General features: G+C 70.5%; 17 protein-coding genes and 1 tRNA gene. 9 read left to right on the top strand and 9 right to left on the bottom strand.

Going from position 1 to position 14,790, the window contains the following annotated elements; all coding sequences use genetic code 11:
• Positions 1–48: 48 nt before the first annotated feature.
• Positions 49–978 (bottom strand): neutral zinc metallopeptidase, encoded by a 930-nt coding sequence (locus tag HUT10_RS26215; protein WP_176173634.1) that lies wholly within the window; start codon positions 976–978, stop codon positions 49–51.
• Between the two features lie 526 nt (positions 979–1,504).
• Here HUT10_RS26215 and HUT10_RS26210 point away from each other — a divergent pair.
• The gene (locus HUT10_RS26210) at positions 1,505–1,960 is read left to right on the top strand and encodes a MarR family winged helix-turn-helix transcriptional regulator (protein ID WP_254897039.1); all 456 of its coding nucleotides are present in this window, start codon (positions 1,505–1,507) and stop codon (positions 1,958–1,960) included.
• Positions 1,961–1,999: 39 nt separating this feature from the next.
• On the opposite strand, the gene HUT10_RS26205 is transcribed toward HUT10_RS26210, so the two are convergent.
• Positions 2,000–2,086, bottom strand: a tRNA-Ser gene (locus tag HUT10_RS26205).
• A 190-nt stretch (positions 2,087–2,276) separates the two neighbouring features.
• On the bottom strand, positions 2,277–3,116 hold the full coding sequence (locus tag HUT10_RS26200) for a patatin-like phospholipase family protein (protein WP_176173632.1): 840 nt from the start codon (positions 3,114–3,116) through the stop codon (positions 2,277–2,279).
• An 81-nt stretch (positions 3,117–3,197) separates the two neighbouring features.
• Here HUT10_RS26200 and HUT10_RS26195 point away from each other — a divergent pair, with 81 nt between their 5' ends.
• On the top strand, positions 3,198–3,632 hold the full coding sequence (locus HUT10_RS26195; RefSeq protein WP_176173631.1) for a VOC family protein: 435 nt from the start codon (positions 3,198–3,200) through the stop codon (positions 3,630–3,632).
• Position 3,633: 1 nt separating this feature from the next.
• On the opposite strand, the gene HUT10_RS26190 is transcribed toward HUT10_RS26195, so the two are convergent.
• Positions 3,634–3,915, bottom strand: coding sequence for a DUF2277 domain-containing protein (locus HUT10_RS26190; protein ID WP_176173630.1), 282 nt, complete (start codon positions 3,913–3,915; stop codon positions 3,634–3,636).
• A gap of 101 nt (positions 3,916–4,016) precedes the next feature.
• Between HUT10_RS26190 and HUT10_RS26185 the strand changes: the two genes are divergently transcribed.
• Complete coding sequence (locus tag HUT10_RS26185) at positions 4,017–4,958, top strand: Ldh family oxidoreductase (RefSeq protein ID WP_176173629.1); 942 nt, start codon at positions 4,017–4,019, stop codon at positions 4,956–4,958.
• Between the two features lie 382 nt (positions 4,959–5,340).
• Here HUT10_RS26185 and HUT10_RS26180 read toward each other — a convergent pair whose 3' ends face one another.
• Together HUT10_RS26180 and HUT10_RS26175 are read right to left on the bottom strand one after the other, a co-directional pair.
• Entirely contained in the window at positions 5,341–5,565 is a 225-nt protein-coding gene (locus HUT10_RS26180) for an RNA-binding S4 domain-containing protein (protein WP_176173628.1), read from the bottom strand.
• A gap of 17 nt (positions 5,566–5,582) precedes the next feature.
• Positions 5,583–6,383, bottom strand: a complete 801-nt coding sequence (locus HUT10_RS26175) for a serine protease (protein WP_176173627.1) — start codon at positions 6,381–6,383, stop codon at positions 5,583–5,585.
• Positions 6,384–6,516: 133 nt separating this feature from the next.
• Here HUT10_RS26175 and HUT10_RS26170 point away from each other — a divergent pair, with 133 nt between their 5' ends.
• Positions 6,517–7,326: an SDR family oxidoreductase gene (locus HUT10_RS26170; RefSeq protein ID WP_176173626.1), complete on the top strand. Its 810-nt coding sequence runs from the start codon at positions 6,517–6,519 to the stop codon at positions 7,324–7,326.
• A gap of 143 nt (positions 7,327–7,469) precedes the next feature.
• Positions 7,470–8,087, top strand: coding sequence for a hypothetical protein (locus tag HUT10_RS26165; RefSeq protein ID WP_176173625.1), 618 nt, complete (start codon positions 7,470–7,472; stop codon positions 8,085–8,087).
• A 1-nt stretch (position 8,088) separates the two neighbouring features.
• Here HUT10_RS26165 and HUT10_RS26160 read toward each other — a convergent pair whose 3' ends face one another.
• Together HUT10_RS26160 and HUT10_RS26155 are read right to left on the bottom strand one after the other, a co-directional pair.
• Positions 8,089–8,748, bottom strand: coding sequence for a response regulator (locus HUT10_RS26160; RefSeq protein WP_176173624.1), 660 nt, complete (start codon positions 8,746–8,748; stop codon positions 8,089–8,091).
• On the bottom strand, positions 8,745–10,328 hold the full coding sequence (locus HUT10_RS26155) for a sensor histidine kinase (RefSeq protein WP_176178009.1): 1,584 nt from the start codon (positions 10,326–10,328) through the stop codon (positions 8,745–8,747). The genes HUT10_RS26160 and HUT10_RS26155 overlap by 4 nt, the downstream gene beginning before the upstream one ends.
• A 192-nt stretch (positions 10,329–10,520) precedes the next feature.
• On the opposite strand from HUT10_RS26155, the gene HUT10_RS26150 reads away from it, so the two are divergent.
• The 4 genes from HUT10_RS26150 to HUT10_RS26135 all read left to right on the top strand — a co-directional run bounded on the left by HUT10_RS26150 (position 10,521) and on the right by HUT10_RS26135 (position 14,176).
• A complete protein-coding gene (locus tag HUT10_RS26150; RefSeq protein WP_176173623.1) occupies positions 10,521–11,327 on the top strand; it encodes an ABC transporter ATP-binding protein in 807 nt (268 codons plus the stop codon).
• Positions 11,317–12,204: an ABC transporter permease gene (locus HUT10_RS26145; RefSeq protein WP_176173622.1), complete on the top strand. Its 888-nt coding sequence runs from the start codon at positions 11,317–11,319 to the stop codon at positions 12,202–12,204. Before HUT10_RS26150 ends, HUT10_RS26145 begins: the two co-directional genes overlap by 11 nt.
• 1 nt (position 12,205) lies before the next feature.
• Positions 12,206–13,261, top strand: a complete 1,056-nt coding sequence (locus HUT10_RS26140) for an ABC transporter substrate-binding protein (RefSeq protein WP_176173621.1) — start codon at positions 12,206–12,208, stop codon at positions 13,259–13,261.
• 219 nt (positions 13,262–13,480) lie between these two features.
• The gene (locus HUT10_RS26135; RefSeq protein WP_176173620.1) at positions 13,481–14,176 is read left to right on the top strand and encodes a G1 family glutamic endopeptidase; all 696 of its coding nucleotides are present in this window, start codon (positions 13,481–13,483) and stop codon (positions 14,174–14,176) included.
• A gap of 1 nt (position 14,177) precedes the next feature.
• Here the strand turns inward: HUT10_RS26135 and HUT10_RS26130 are convergent, their stop codons facing one another.
• Positions 14,178–14,786 (bottom strand): DUF1345 domain-containing protein, encoded by a 609-nt coding sequence (locus HUT10_RS26130; RefSeq protein ID WP_176178008.1) that lies wholly within the window; start codon positions 14,784–14,786, stop codon positions 14,178–14,180.
• Positions 14,787–14,790 lie beyond the last annotated feature (4 nt).

Genomic DNA, 14,790 nt, shown 5'->3' with positions numbered 1-14,790 from the left:
CCGAAGGGGCCGTCCCGGCGAGCGGGGCGGCCCCTTCGTCGTGCTTGCCTAGCCCAGGTTGTTGGTGCCGAAGGTGTCGCAGCGGGCGGGCTCGCCGGTCTGGAAGCCGGTGGTGAACCACTTCTTGCGCTGCGCGGACGTGCCGTGGGTGAACTTCGAGCGGTCGACCTGGCCGCCGCCGAGGTTCTCCTGGATGTAGTCGTCGCCGATGCGGGACGCGGTGTCCAATGCGGAGTTGATGTCGTCCTGGGTGACGTCGGTGATCAGCGGCTTGCCGCTCTCGGTCGGCGTCGTCGAGGCGTGGTTGGCCCAGACGCCGGCGTAGCAGTCGGCCTGCAGCTCCAGGCGCACCGAACCGGACGTCGGGCCGGTGCCGGTGCCCTTGCGGGACGTGCCGAGCAGGTTCTGCACGTGGTGGCCGTACTCGTGGGCCAGCACGTACGCCTCGGTGAAGAGCCCGCCCTGGGCGCCGAAGCGGGTCTTCAGCTCGTCGAAGAAGGACAGATCGATGTAGACCTCGGAGTCGGCCGGGCAGTAGAACGGGCCGGTGTCGGAGGTCGCGCTGCCGCAGCCGGTGCGCACGCCGCCGTTGAAGAAGTTCGTCGGCGCCTTCCGGTAGGTCGAACCGGAGCGGGCGAACTGCTGCGTCCAGTAGTCCTGGACGGAGTTGACGACCGCGACGATCGCGCAGTCGTGGTTCTTGTTCGCGTCCGCGCCGGTCCGGCACTCGCTGGCGAGCTTCGAGTTGTCGACCGCCTGGCCGGACCCGACGCCACCGAGCCCGCCGCTCAGGCCGCTGCCGCTGCCGCCCGTGCTCACCCCGCCCAGCTGGGAGAGCACGAAGTAGATGATCACGCCGACGATCCCGAGCCCACCGCCGCCGAGCGCCACGCGGCCGCCGATCCCGCCGCCTCCACCGCTTCCGCGCAGGTCCTGGACCTCGGAGGCGTCCAGGCCGGCGTCGTCGTCGAATCTCACCCCGCAAATGTTAACGAGCCTGGGCGCGACCGTCGCGCTGACGGCGCACCCAGGCTCGTACCGAGGTATGTCTTTGGTCGAGCGGTTGGCCGCTTCCGGGGCCGGCGTTCAGGCGCTGTCGTCACGGCTTCCGAGGCCGTGACCGGAGCCAGGCCCGACCGACGCCGTATGCGTGATGCGCATGGAAGCCCGCTCAGTAGCTGTTCACAATCGCGATCGGCCCGGTAGAAGTCCGTTCCGGTCGCGGGGACGCAGCTGGCGGTCAACCGCGAGAATCACCCGCCACACAACCACCTGACCTCTCCCGGCGGGGAGCCGGGCCGGCACGCCGCCGTCGCCGCGCCGTCTACCCTGGCCGACCTTCCGCCACAAGCAGAATGCGCCTTTCCCCGCCGAGTCTCAACCTTTTCGTAACCCCACCTTCGGGCGATGTTGCGACCGGATTTTCACCGGCCGACGGATCGGACTCGGAGCGCGCGTTCCCTTGATCAACGTTCTACGCTGCCTTATGACCGAGGAGCGTGCTGTGCGGTGGTTGAACGATGCCGAGATGGCGGCGTGGCGCTCCTACGTCGTCTCGACCCTCCTGCTCCGGCAGCGGCTGCACCGCGAGCTGACCGAGGCGCACGAGGTGTCACTGGTCGACTACGAGGTGCTCGTCTGCCTGCAGATGCAGCCCGACCGCCGGATGCGGATGTCGGAGCTGGCGTTCATGATGGGCTCGACGAAGAGTCGGCTTTCGCACCAGATCGCCAAGCTCGAGGAGGCGAACCTGGTCCGGCGGGCGCGTGACCCCGAGGACAAGCGCGGCGTGATCACCGAGCTGACCGACGACGGCCTGGTGCTGCTGGAGAAGGCCGCGCCGACGCACGTCGACGGCGTGCGGGAGCACCTCATCGACCTGTTGAGCCCCGAGGAGCAGGCGACGATCGCCGCGGCGTTCGAGCGCGTGCAGGCCCACCTGCTGGAGCCGGAAAGCTGAACCCGGGCGCGGCGGGCGCCCGGGTCCTGCGGATCAGAGCGGTAGCGGTGGGATTCGAACCCACGGAGAGGTTGCCCCCTCGCATGTTTTCAAGACATGTTCCTTCGGCCGCTCGGACACGCTACCTCGCTCCACGAGGGTAGCCGACGACCCAAGGCGACCCGGGGCCCGCGCCTCCGGCGTGAAGACGCGGGTGGCATCCGGGGCGCCCGGATGCCCCGAGCGCGCCCGGTGACGGCGTTCTCCACGGCCTGCCGAACCGGCGGCCGGGCCGCCCGCGAAGCCCGGCTGCGTTCCGGGATCGCCGGGTTGCCGGTCAGGTCCAGTTCAGCGTGAGCGCGGCGCCCTGCGCGCGGCCCGCTTCGGCGGCCGGTGTGCGGGTGGCCGGGTCCAGCGGGTTCTCGCCGACCGCGGCCTGCGATGCCTCGTCCGGCGTGATCAGCGTGACCTCCGCGCCCGCCCGGCGCAGGTCCTCCAGCACCTCCAGCAGCGGCTTCTCCATCGGCAGGGGCGCGTCCACGCCCAGCGGCGCGACCACCGTCACGCGCTGGTAGCCCGCCGCGTAGTCGGCGTTCTCGGCCGAGCGGACGCCGCCGTCGACGTAGCGGTGGCCGTTGATCGTCACCGCCGGCCAGACGCCCGGGACCGCGCAGCTCGCCGCCACCGCGTCGACCAGCGGGACGCCGGACTCGCTGTCGAACCGGCGGGGTTCGCCGGTTTCCGCCTCCACCGCCACGATCACCAGGCGCCGCGACGGCCACTCGTGCACCGGCAGGCGCGCCTCGATCACCGCGCGGCGATCCGCTTCCGGCACCGTTTCGGCCGTCAGGGCCAGCTTCCCGACGGCCCGCCGGACCTCCGCCGGGTCGGTCGCGCCGGTGACCGCGCCGCCGAACTCGGCGGCGAACTTCTCGAAGTCGATGTCGGCCGGGATCTCCGCCGTCTGGCGCGCCGGATCGACCTGGCGCGCGTACAGGTCCTCCAGCGGGTGGCCGCTCGCCACCTGCGCGGCCACCACCGAGCCCGCCGACGTCCCGACGAACAGGTCCGCGCCCGTCAGGTCCTGGCCGTGCTCGGCCAGCCCCGCCAGCAGCCCCGTCGTCCACGCGATCCCGGCGACCCCGCCGCCACCCAAAACCAATGCTTGTCCGCCCATACGGGCAGCCTATCGACGAGGTACGACAGTTTCGGGGCGCCGCGGACTACCCTCCTGGTCGGCGCAGCGAGAGGGGCGGCGATGACCGCGAAGATCGAAGGCTTCCACCACGTCAAGTTCCCCGTGCGCGACCTGGCGCGCAGCCGCGAGTGGTACGAGCGCGTGCTCGGGCTCGAGGTCACCCACGAATTCCCCGACGCCGACGGGGTCGTCCGCGGGGTGGCAGGCGGCATCGACGGCGTGCCGGTGGCGTTGCGGGTGCAGGAAACGGCCGCCGCGGGGCTCGCCGGGTTCGACCCGGTCTGCTTCTCGATCGCCGACCGCGCGGCCGCCGAGGCGTGGATCGCCCGGCTGGACGAGCTCGGCGTCGAGCACCCGCCGCTGTTCGAGGCCACCACCGGCTGGATGGTCCGCTTCAACGACCCCGACGGCACCGAGATCCGGCTCTACAGCGTGTCGGACGACGACGGCGTCGACCACACCGGCGAACGCGGTTACGCGCAGCCGGCGAGCTGATTCAGGGCTGTCGCAACGCCTTCGCGGCGATCCGCGCCTGCACCTCGGGCCGGCGCAGCGGCGGCACGGTCGCGGGCGGCTGGCGGCGCTCGGGCAGCTGCTCCAGCAACCTCGCCGTGATCGCGGTGATCTCGGCGACCGCGGCCTCGAAGGGTTCGCGGGTCGCGGGCGAGAGCGACTGCACGCCGGTGACCTTGCGGACGTACTGGCGGGCCGCGGCCTCGATCTCCTCGCCCGTCGCGGCCGGCTGCAGCCCCCGCAGGGTGGTGATGTTTCGGCACATGCCGCCCAGGGTACGTCGCTCGGGAGCTTTCGATCACACGGTCGGGTAGGCCCGCGCCGCCGTCGTTGACGGCCGGAGCGCCGCTGGGCAAGGTCGGGGAAGTGCCCCTCAGACCGCGCCCGTTCCGCTCCGCCCGCCCCGAACCCGGCACCCTCGAAGAAGAGGTCCCGGAAACCCCGATCCCGGAACAGGCCTGGCCCCGCGTGCGGGCCGACGAACTGGTCACCCTCGTGGCCCACGTCTTCGCCGCGCACGGTCTCCCCGAACCACGCGCCAGGATGGCCGCCGAAGCGCTCTGCCACGGCGACCTCACCGGCTCGCCGGAGACCGGGGTCGCCGACCTGACCCGCGTGCACCTGCCGCTGCTGAAGAACGGGCTCGTCGTGCCGCACGCCGAGCCGCTGATGATCGCCGACCGCGGGGCCGCCGCGCTGATCGACTACCGCCGCGGGCCCGGGCTGTGGGCCGTCGGCGACGCGATGGACAGGGCGGTCACGCGGGCCGGCCGGTTCGGCGTCGGGCTCGTGTCGCTGCGCGGGGTCGGGCCGTTCGGCCGGGCCGGTCACCACGCCGCGCGGGCCCTGCCGCACGCGATGATCGGGCTGGTGCTGGCTGCCGGTGGGGAGCCCGGCCAGCCGGTGAACCCGCTCGGGATGGCGGCGCCTGGCGGGGCCTACCCCGAGTTCGTCTTCGACATGGACCGGCCTGGTTCGGATGCGGCCGGGTTGACGTTGCTGGTCGAGGTGCTTGCCGGGGTGCTGTCCGGGGTTGCCGACCATGAACATGACACCGGCCTGCTCGTGTTGGCGATTGCGCCTACCACGCTTCGGAGTGCCGACGGGTTTTACCGTGCGGCCAGTGCGTTGTTCGGGAGCATGCTCGGGTGGGATGGGGGTGCGCCGATTCGGTATCCGGGGTGGCGGGAGGCTCAGCACCTTGAGCAGTGCCGGGCTCTTGGGGTGCCGTTGGCTGGGCCGGTTCGGCGGGAGCTTGATGCTCTTGCTGGTTCGCTTGGGTTGCCTGCTTTGACCAGTGTGGGGTAGGTCTGCCGTTTTGCTGCTTCCGTGGGTTGGCTCTGCCGTGGCTTGGGCGGGTCCGACCTCCCCCGCCCCTCCGTTGGGATTCTCAGCCGCCGGTCGGGTTTGTCAAGGCGGGAAAGCGTGCCTTGACAAACCCGACCGGCGGCTGAAGGGACGCTGGGATGAGGGGCGGGGAGGTCTGGTGACGTCGTTGGTTGCCTTGCGTTGCCGGGCGGCGGTTTTCGATGGTCGTTCGGCTGCCGGTTGGTGCCGTTCGTTTGGCTGGCGGTTCGCGCGTGGGTTCGGCTGGCGGTTTGTCGGTCCTTCGGGCGGCGGTTTTGTCGGTGCTCTCCGGTAGCGTGGAAATCGGGGGCTGCTCAGATCGCCTGAGCTTGCTGACCAGCGGTCAGCTGACCAGGACTACCTTGCCTTGGTCGGGGCCCACCGCCACTATGTCGCCGTCGGTCAGCTGGCGGCCTCGGCGGGTCTCCACCTCTCCGTTTACCTTGACCTCCTCCGCCTCGATCAGGTCCTTGGCGTGGGCGCCGTCCTCGGCCAGGCCGGCCAGCTTGAGGAACTGGCCCAGCCGGATCGGCTCTCCGGTGATGGGTACGTCGACGGGCTCGCTCATGCCCGCATCATGCCGCCTCAGGTGCGGGCCGTTGTCTGGCGGTAGAGCGCCAGTACGTCGGTGTCGAAGTAGCTCGAGTAACTCGTGTCCGCGTCGTCGCCTCCGAGCTCGAAGCCGCCGATCACGCCGATCACCGTGCCCAGCCGGGTTTGCGGGTTCTGGCCGGCGATCCACGGGCCGCCGCTGGTGCCGGTCGGGAAACCCGCGCAGTCCACGCGCAACTGGAACGTGTCCTGCCTGCTCGTGGTGTTCTGGCAGACCGCAGGCACCTCGGAGTCGTCCGGGTAGCCGGTGAGCGTGATCTGCTGCTCGAACGACGTGCCGGTCGCCAGCAGGTTCGCGCCGACCAGGCTCTCCAGGGTCTTCGTCGTGCCCGCCTGGTGCGCGGTGGCGAAACCCACGTCCAGGTCCGGGTCCGACGACGCCGTCCAGCCCGGCGCGACCAGCTCGTCCGACACCGTCCAGTAGCCGAAGGGGGCGATCCCGTCGTGGTAGCCCGGCGCGAACGTGACGCCGGTGAGGTAGCCGCCGCCCTCGCCGTTGTGGATGCAGTGGGCCGCGGTCAGCAGCACGTCGCCGCGCTCGCTGTGCACCACGCTGGCCGTGCAGTAGTGCCCGCCCTCGGCGAACAGCGCCCCGACCGCCGGGCTCGACACCGCGGGCAGGCTGGCCACCGGGGCCGCCTCGACGGTGGCCGTTTCCGGTGTCGTCGCGTCCGCGAGCTGTGCCGGCCGGGCCGCGACGACCACGACGAAAGCGGCGCCGAGCAGCACGATCGCGGCGAGGGTGAGCAGGACGGCCGGCCGCCGCACGATCATCGCCTCCCTGGTTGCGGTGCTGTCGACGAGACCACCATAGGGCGACGCACCGACACAATGAGCACACCCACAGCAAGCTCACAGCCGCTACGATTCCCTACTCGGTAGTAACACCGGACGGTCGGGAGGGCCGATGAAGCAGTTCGCGGACAAGGTCGTGGTGGTCACCGGAGCGGGCTCGGGCATCGGCCGGGCGCTCGCGTGCGAGTTCGCCCGCCGCGGCGCCCGCGTCGCGCTCTCCGACGTCGTCACCGCGAACGCGGAGGAGACGGCCAAGCTCGCCGGCGACAACGCCCGCGCGTACACCTTGGACGTCGCCGACCGCAGTGCCGTCCTCGCGCACGCCGAAGACGTGGCCGACGAGTTCGGCGCGGTCAACGTCGTCGTGAACAACGCGGGCGTGGCGCTCGGCGCGACCGTCGAGGAAATGTCGTTCGAGGACTACGACTGGCTGATGGGCATCAACCTCGGCGGGGTGGTGAACGGCACGAAGGCGTTCCTGCCGCACCTGATCGCCTCCGGCGACGGGCACGTGGTCAACATTTCCAGCGTCTTCGGCTTCGTCGGCGTGCCGACGCAGAGCGCCTACAACGCGGCGAAGTTCGCGGTTCGCGGATTCACCGAAGCACTGCGCGAAGAAATGCTGATCGCGCGGCACCCGGTCGCGGTGAGCTGCGTGCACCCGGGCGGGATCAAGACGAACATCGTGCGCAACTCCCGCAGCGGGGCCGAGGACCAGGAGAAGGCGGCGCAGGGCTTCGAGCGGATCGCCCGCACCACACCGGAGAAGGCGGCGCAGACGATCCTGCGCGGGATCGAGCGGAAGTCGGCGCGGATCCTCATCGGACCGGACGCCTACGTCATCGACGCCATTCCGCGCGTGCTCGGCTCGGCCTACCAGCGGCCGCTGGCGGCGCTCGCGCGGCTCGGGCTCAAGCCGTAGGAAAGCCGAATCGGTTTCACGGCGGCCGTCACGCCCTGCAGTTTCCCGCCGTCGTGTCACTCAATGGAGTTGCGTTTCGGACAGCACCGTCCGAAATGGTCCAGAATGCGTGGGGTCCCCCAGCCCCGTTCCGGAGGTCCCCGATGCTTCGCACCGCACCGCGCAGTGCGACCCGCAAGTCCAGCGACCGCACCGCGGTGGAGTTGCTGGATCGCACCGGCATCGTCGCGGCGAGCCTGCCCCGGCGCCGTCGCACCGACGACGAAGCGGCCCGGGCGGAGACGCCGATCTTCACCCGGCCGCCGGTGTGCGACCAGGACCTGCGCGAGAAGTCGGTGGTGATCCGGCGCCGCGCCCGCACGTGGCTCGGCGGCGGGGCCGCGGTGCTGCTCGTCGCGGCCGGCTGGCTGGGCGGCGGCCTCTTCACCGGCGGGCTGTTCACCCCGGAGCCGGAACGCGACGTCGCCCAGCTCGACTCGCGCCCGGCGGTGGCCGCGGCACCCGCGCCGGAACCGCCGCCGGTTCCGCAGGCGCCGGTCGTCGTCACGCCCGCGCCGAAGACCGTGTACGTGCCGGTGCCCGCGAAGCCGGTGCCGAAGCAGGCGCAAGCGCTGGCCAAGCCGCAGCCGAAGAAGCCGGCGCCGAGTGAGGACAGCGAGGCGCGGGTCGACCTGCCGTCGTCGGCCACACCGTCGACCGCCAACCCGATCCAGGCGTGGGTCGACGTCGCCGAGAGCATGATGCAGCACTACGGGCGCTGACTCAGGCCCCTGACCAGCGGTATTCGTGCTCGGGGCGGCCCGTGGCGCCGTAGCGCAGGCGCATCTGGACCGTGCCCGACTCGGCCAGCGCGGTGAGGTAGCGCTGCGCCGTCGCCCGCGCCATGCCCAGCTCGCCCGCGACCTCCGCGGCCGACAGCGGCCGCCCGGCCCGCCGCAGCTGCTCCGAGACGAGCCGAGAGGTCGCGGTCGACTGGCCCTTCGGCGCGCTCGTGCGGTCCTGGTCGTGCAGCACCCGGTACGCGCGGTCGACGTCGTCCTGGGCCAGCGCCCGGTCCTCGGCGAGCAGGCCGCGGAAGCGCGCGTACGACGTCAGCCGTTCCGCGAGCTGGCGGGTGGTGAACGGCTTGATCAGGTAGTTCAGCGCGCCGGCCCGGATCGCCGCGGCCACCGACGCGCTGTCGGTCGCCGCGGACAGCACGATCGTGTCCGTCTGCAGCTCCGGGAGCACCGCGAGACCGGACTCGTCGGGCAGGTAGACGTCGAGCAGGATCAGGTCGGGCGCGAGCTCGCGGACTCGGGCGCGCGCCTCGGCGGCGGTGTGCGCCGTGCCGACCACCGCGAAGCCCTCGACCTCCTCGACGAACCCGGCGTGCACCCCGGCGACCCGGAAGTCGTCGTCGACGATCAGCGTGCGGATCATCCGTCCTCCGTCAGCATTCCGGGCAGCTTGGCGACGAACAGGGCGCCCGTCTCGCCTTCGCCGGGGTCGGCCAGCCAGACGTCACCGCCGCGGGCGCGGGCGGCCTGCCGGGCGAGCGCCAGGCCCAGGCCGTGGCCGGGCGCGATCTTCGTCGAGACGCCTTCGTCGAACAACGTCCGCCGCAGGTCCGCCGGAACACCCGGCCCACTGTCCACAACGGACACGTGTAGCGTGCCGCCCTCGGCGAGCAGGCTGATCTCGACGGTCGCCGGCCGCCGCGGGCCCATCCGGGCGGCGTGCAGGGCGTTGTCGACGAGGTTGCCGATCACCGTGTTCGCGGCGATCGGGTCGGTCACGGTCGTGGGCACCCAGGTGTCCTCGGCGAGCTTGAGCGTGAGGCCCTTTTCCTGCGCCTGCTCGGTTTTCGCGACGAGCAGCGCCTGCAGGTACGGGTCGGCGACCGCGTCGCCCAGCTCGCTCGGCCGCGCCGACGACGAGTCCGTCAGCGTCTGCAGGTACTCGACGGCTTCGGTGTGGTGGCCGAGCTGGAGCAGGCCGTAGAGCGTGTGCAGCCGGTTGGCGAACTCGTGCCGCTGGGCACGAAGGCCGTCGGACAGCGCGCGGATGCCGTCGAGCTCGCGGGTGAGGGTGTCGAGGTCGGTGCGGTCGCGGAAGGTGAGCACGGTGCCGATCGGCCGGTCGTCCAGCCGGACCGCGCGGGAATTGATGACCAGGACCCGGTTCCCGGCCACGGCGAGGAGGTTGTCGACCGGGCGGCCCTCTTCGACGGCCTTGTGGACCCGCGGCGAAAGCGGCAGTTCGGCCATCGCCGCGCCGATCGGGAGCTCGGTGCCGAGCAGGCGTTCGGCTTCGTCGTTGCGCACCGAGACGCGGTTCGCCTCGTCGACGGCGAGCACGCCTTCCCCGATCCCGTGCAGCACGGCTTCGCGTTCGTAGAGCAACTCGGTGAGTTCGTGGGGTTCGAGGCCGTGGGTGACGCGCCGCAGCCGCCGGTTCAGCAGTGCCGACGCGCCCGCGCCGAGCAGCAGCGCGCCCCCGGCGAACAACAGGGTGATGGTCAGCAGGCGGTTGAACGCGCCGGTCGGGTCGGCCACGTCGAAGCCGACGCTCACCTCGCCGACCACCCGCCGGTGATCCGGCGTCCAGATCGGGGTCTTGCTGCGGACGGACAGCCCGAGCGTGCCGCTCTGCACCGCGCTGACCTCGTCCTCCCCGCCGAGCGCCCGGTCCGGCGGGGTGCTGACGGGCTTGCCGATCTCGCTCGGCGTGGGGTGCGCGAGCCGGATGCCCTTGTCGTCGGTGATCACCACGAAGAGGGCGTCGTTGGCCGCGTTGACCGCCAGCGCCCGCTCCTCCAGTGCGCCGCCGGGGATCTTGGCCGCGGCGTTCGCGACGACCACCGGGTCCGCGGCCACCGACTTCGCGATCGCGAGGGCCCGCTGCCCGTACTGCTCGGTGAGCGTCCGCGACAGGAGCACGCTGACCAGCGCGACGCCGATCCCGACGACGAGGAGGACCACGCCGATCTGCAGCAGCAGCACCTGCCTGCTGAACCGCATCCGCGGGAAGAGCGCCCACTTTGGCATGGCCGGGACCATACCCCCAGGTCACGGCAGTGCGCTAAATGAGCAAAACATTCAGAACGCGCAGCTCGCGCGGAGAACGTCGACAAGCTTCACCTGGGCGCCACCCGTACTTAACGTCCCTTCCCAACGTGAGCCCCACCACGTGACGAAGGAGTCACCCCCGCCATGGTTACCCCACTGATCGAACTCACCGGAGCCACCAAACGGTTCCCGAGCGGGTCCGGTTCCGTGCACACGGCCGTCCGCGATCTGACCATGACCGTCCAGCCCGGCGAGTTCGTCGCGGTCGTCGGCCCGACCGGCTGCGGCAAGTCGACGACGCTCTCGCTGGTCTCCGGCCTGCAGCCGCCGTCGGCCGGCCGGGTGCGGGTGAACGGCGAGGACGTGAAGTCGATCCCGGACGGGGTCGGCTACATGTTCCAGACCGACGCCGTGATGCCGTGGCGGTCGGTGCTGGAGAACGTCGCCTCCGGCCCGCGGTTCCGCGGGGTGCCGAAGGCCGAGGCCCGCGCGCAGGCCGTCGACTGGATCGCCAGGGTCGGGCTCGCCGGGTTCGAGAAGTACTACCCGCACCAGCTCTCCGGCGGCATGCGCAAGCGCGTCGCGCTGGCCCAGACGCTCGTCACCAAGCCGAAGATCCTGCTGATGGACGAGCCGTTCTCGGCGCTCGACGTCCAGACGCGGGCGCTGATGCAGGACGAGCTGCTGCGGCTGTGGTCCGGTTCGGGGGCCGCGGTGATCTTCGTGACGCACGACCTCGACGAGGCCATCGCGCTGGCGGACAAGGTGGTCGTGCTGACGACGTCGCCGGCCACCGTGAAGGACGTCTTCGAGATCCCGCTCGAGCGGCCGCGGAAGGTGGAGGAGCTGCGGCTGACCGAGGACTTCCGGAAGCTCTACGCCGACATCTGGGAATCACTGCGCAGCGAGGTCGACAAGGCCCGTGAGAAGGGAGCGAGCAATGTCGCTTGAGACCCCGGCGGCCCCGGCCGCACCCCTCCCCGTGCTCGAGACCGAGCAGGACATCCTGGCCCGCGCGAAGCAGGCCACCGCGCGCCGCAAGCGCAACATCTGGCTGCTGCGCCTGGCGATCGTCGTCGTGTGGCTGGGCAGCTGGGAGCTGACCGCCACGTACTGGATCGACCCGTTCTTCTACTCGAAGCCGTCGAAGATCTGGGAACGGCTGGTCGAGTGGTTCAGCGCCGGCACCGACTTCGGCTCGATCTGGTACCAGATCCTGGTGACCGTCGAGGAGGCGGCGATCGGGTTCGTCATCGGCGCCATCGCCGGTGTCGTGTTCGGCGTGATCCTCGGCCGCAGCGCCTACCTCGCGCAGGTGCTGGCGCCGTTCATCAAGGCCGCCAACGCGTTGCCGCGCATCGTGCTCGCCGCGCTGTTCGTCATCTGGTTCGGGCTCGGGCTCTCGTCGAAGGTCGCGACCGTCGTCGTGCTCGTGTTCTTCGCGGTGTTCTTCAACGCCTTCACCGGCGCTCGCGAGGTGGACCGCAACCTGATCGACAACGCCCGCATCCTCGGCGCGACCCGCGGCCAGGTGCTGAAGTCGATCGTGCTGCCCAGCGCGACGTCGTGGATCCTGTCTTCGCTGCACGTGGCGTTCGGCTTCGCGCTGATCGGCGCGGTGGTCGGTGAGTACACCGGCGCGAAGGCCGGTATGGGCTTCCTGATCGCCAACGCGCAGGGCACGTTCGACACCGCGGGCGTGTACGCCGGCATGCTGATCATCACCGTCGTCGCGCTGCTGGCCGAGTGGGGGATCAGCACGCTGGAAGGCAGGTTGCTGCGGTGGCGGCCGCCGTCCGCCTCCGAAGCCGCGGTCAAGGCGGTCTGACATGCGTCTGATGAGGACAGTCGGGGTGCTGGCCGCGGTCGCGGTCGCCGCGGCCGGGCTCACCGCCTGCCGCGACTCGCGGGAGATCGCGCTCGGCACCAGCGGCCGGCCGCACATCAAGATCATGGTCGGCGGCCTGTCGAAGGTGATCTACCTGCCCGGCCAGCTGGCCCAGCAGATCGGCGCCTACCAGCGACAGGGCCTGGACGTCGAGCTGTTCGACCAGCCGTCCGGCGCGAACGCCGAGACGTCGCTGCTGGCCGGCGAGGTGCAGGCGGTGGTCGGGTTCTACGACCACACGATCGACCTGCAGGCCAAGGAGCAGTGCATCGAGAGCGTGGTGCAGTTCGCGAACGTGCCGGGCGAGGCCGAGATGGTCGCGACGAAGAAGGCGGGCGAAGTCAAGTCGGGCGCGGACTTCAAGGGCCGCAACCTCGGCGTCACGTCGCTGGGTTCGTCGACGGACTTCCTGACCAAGGCGCTCGCCCTGCGCGGCGGCGTCACGTCGAAGGAGTACACGCCGGTCAAGGTCGGTGCCGGGCAGACGTTCATCTCGGCGATGAACCAGGGCTCGATCGACGCCGGCATGACGACCGACCCGACCATCGCGCAGCTGACGAACACGGGCCAGGCGAAGGTGCTCTACGACATGCGCACGGTCGAGGGCACGAAAGCCGCACTGGGCGGGTTGTACCCGGCGAGCTCGCTGTACATGGGCTGCGAAATCGTGAAGCGGTATCCGGACATCGTGCAGAAACTGGCCAATGCGTACGTCGAGACCCTGAAGTGGATTTCTTCGCACACACCGGAACAGGTCGCCGCGATGATGCCGCCGTCGTTCGCCGGCGGGGACAAGGCGCTGTACGTCAAGTCGCTGCGGGACAGCCTGCCGATGTTCACCAAGGACGGCCGGATGGACCCCGCCGGGGCGCAGAACGTGCTCAAGGTGCTCGGCGAATCGTCGAGCAACGTCAAGCCGAAGAAGGACAAGATCGACCTGTCGAAGACGTACACGACCCAGTTCGTGGACGCCGCGCACGCGCAGAACCAGCAGTAGCCCCGCTCACCTGACCGGGCGGTAGGTGAGCGACATGGACCCGTAAAGGCCTCTTTCCCCCGCGGAGGCCTTTACGGGTCTTTCCGCGCAATTCCGGCAAATTGGTGAGTATTTCCCGGAATGTGAAGACCCTTCGAAAGTAGCTACCTTCTTTTCGGTGCGGCTCCAACACTTGGGGACACGGTTTTCCCGGTCCCCATCGGTGAACGGAGTCCCCGCATGTCCAAAACCCTTCGCGTCCTCACGGCGATCGCCGCCGCTGCCGCCGGTCTCGCCGTCACGGGCACCGCCCACGCCGCCGTCGAGTACGGCTCGCACTTCCATGGACACCAGTTCTCGGGCGGCAACTGGGGCGGTTACGTCAGCTTCGGCAGCTTCACCACGGCGACGGCGAGCTGGACCGAACCGTCGGTGACCTGCAACTCCACCAACGACCTGTTCGCGCCCTGGGTCGGCATCGACGGCGACGGATCGTCCACTGTGGAACAGACCGGCGTCGAGACGGACTGCTCCAGCGGGCGTCCGGTGTACTCGGCCTGGTACGAGATGTACCCGGCCGCGCCGGTGTACTACAGCGTGTCGGTCAGCGCGGGCGACCACATCACCGCGACGGTGACGCGCACCGCCACCAACACCTACCGGCTGGACCTCTCCGACACCACCAAGGGCTGGTCCAAGTCCACGACCAAGTCGCTGACCTCGAAGCACGCCTCGGCGGAGGCGATCATCGAGTCGCCGACCGACTCGTACCCGTCGATCTCCGGTGGGGTCAAGTTCACCGGCGTCAAGTTCAACGGGACGAACCTGGCCTCGACCAGCCCGTCCGGCCTGAACGCCGACGACCGCGGCACCTACACGTGGATCCCGGGCGCGATCGGCTCGGACGGCCAGAGCTTCACCATCGCGCGCCACTGACTCACTTCAGGTTGTTGATCGCCCAGGCGACGACCATCACCGCGAGCACCAGCGACACGACGGCCTGCAGCATCATCGTCATCTTCGCCCAGATCCGCAGGGGCATGACGTCGGTGGGGCTGAAGGCCGCCGCGTTGGTGAACGAGAAGTACAGGTAGTCCAGGTAGGACGGTTCCCAGTTCTGGCTCGCCAGGCCCGGGTCGGCCATCTGCGGGAACTGCAGGTCGGGGTACTCGGCCCGGCCCGCGGCCCGCCGGCCCGGGCCGCCGCGGTCGAACTCCCAGTACCAGAGGGAAAAGGCGACGATGTTCGTCCAGTAGACGATCGCGCCGGTGACCAGCACGGCACCGGCGTGGTCGCCGATCGTCCCGGTGGCGATGTTGTAGACCAGGGTCACCGCGGACCCGGCGTTCACCGCGGTGACGGCGCCGACGAGCAGCAGCGAGATGACCCGCTCGACCGCGCTGAACTGCGACATCCGCCCCGGGTTGACCAGCAGCAGCGCGACGACGAGCAGCCCCGAGACCGCGGGCAGCAGCCACCGCGGGTGCAGCGCCATGTCCTCGGGCAGGATGACCTGCAGGACGAGGGTCGCGACGACGACGCCCATCGCG

The sequence above is a fragment of the Amycolatopsis sp. Hca4 genome, from assembly GCF_013364075.1.
Taxonomy (GTDB): Bacteria; Actinomycetota; Actinomycetes; order Mycobacteriales; family Pseudonocardiaceae; genus Amycolatopsis.
The sequence above is the reverse complement of the archived record's forward strand: the minus strand, read 5'-3'. Positions and strand labels throughout refer to the sequence as shown.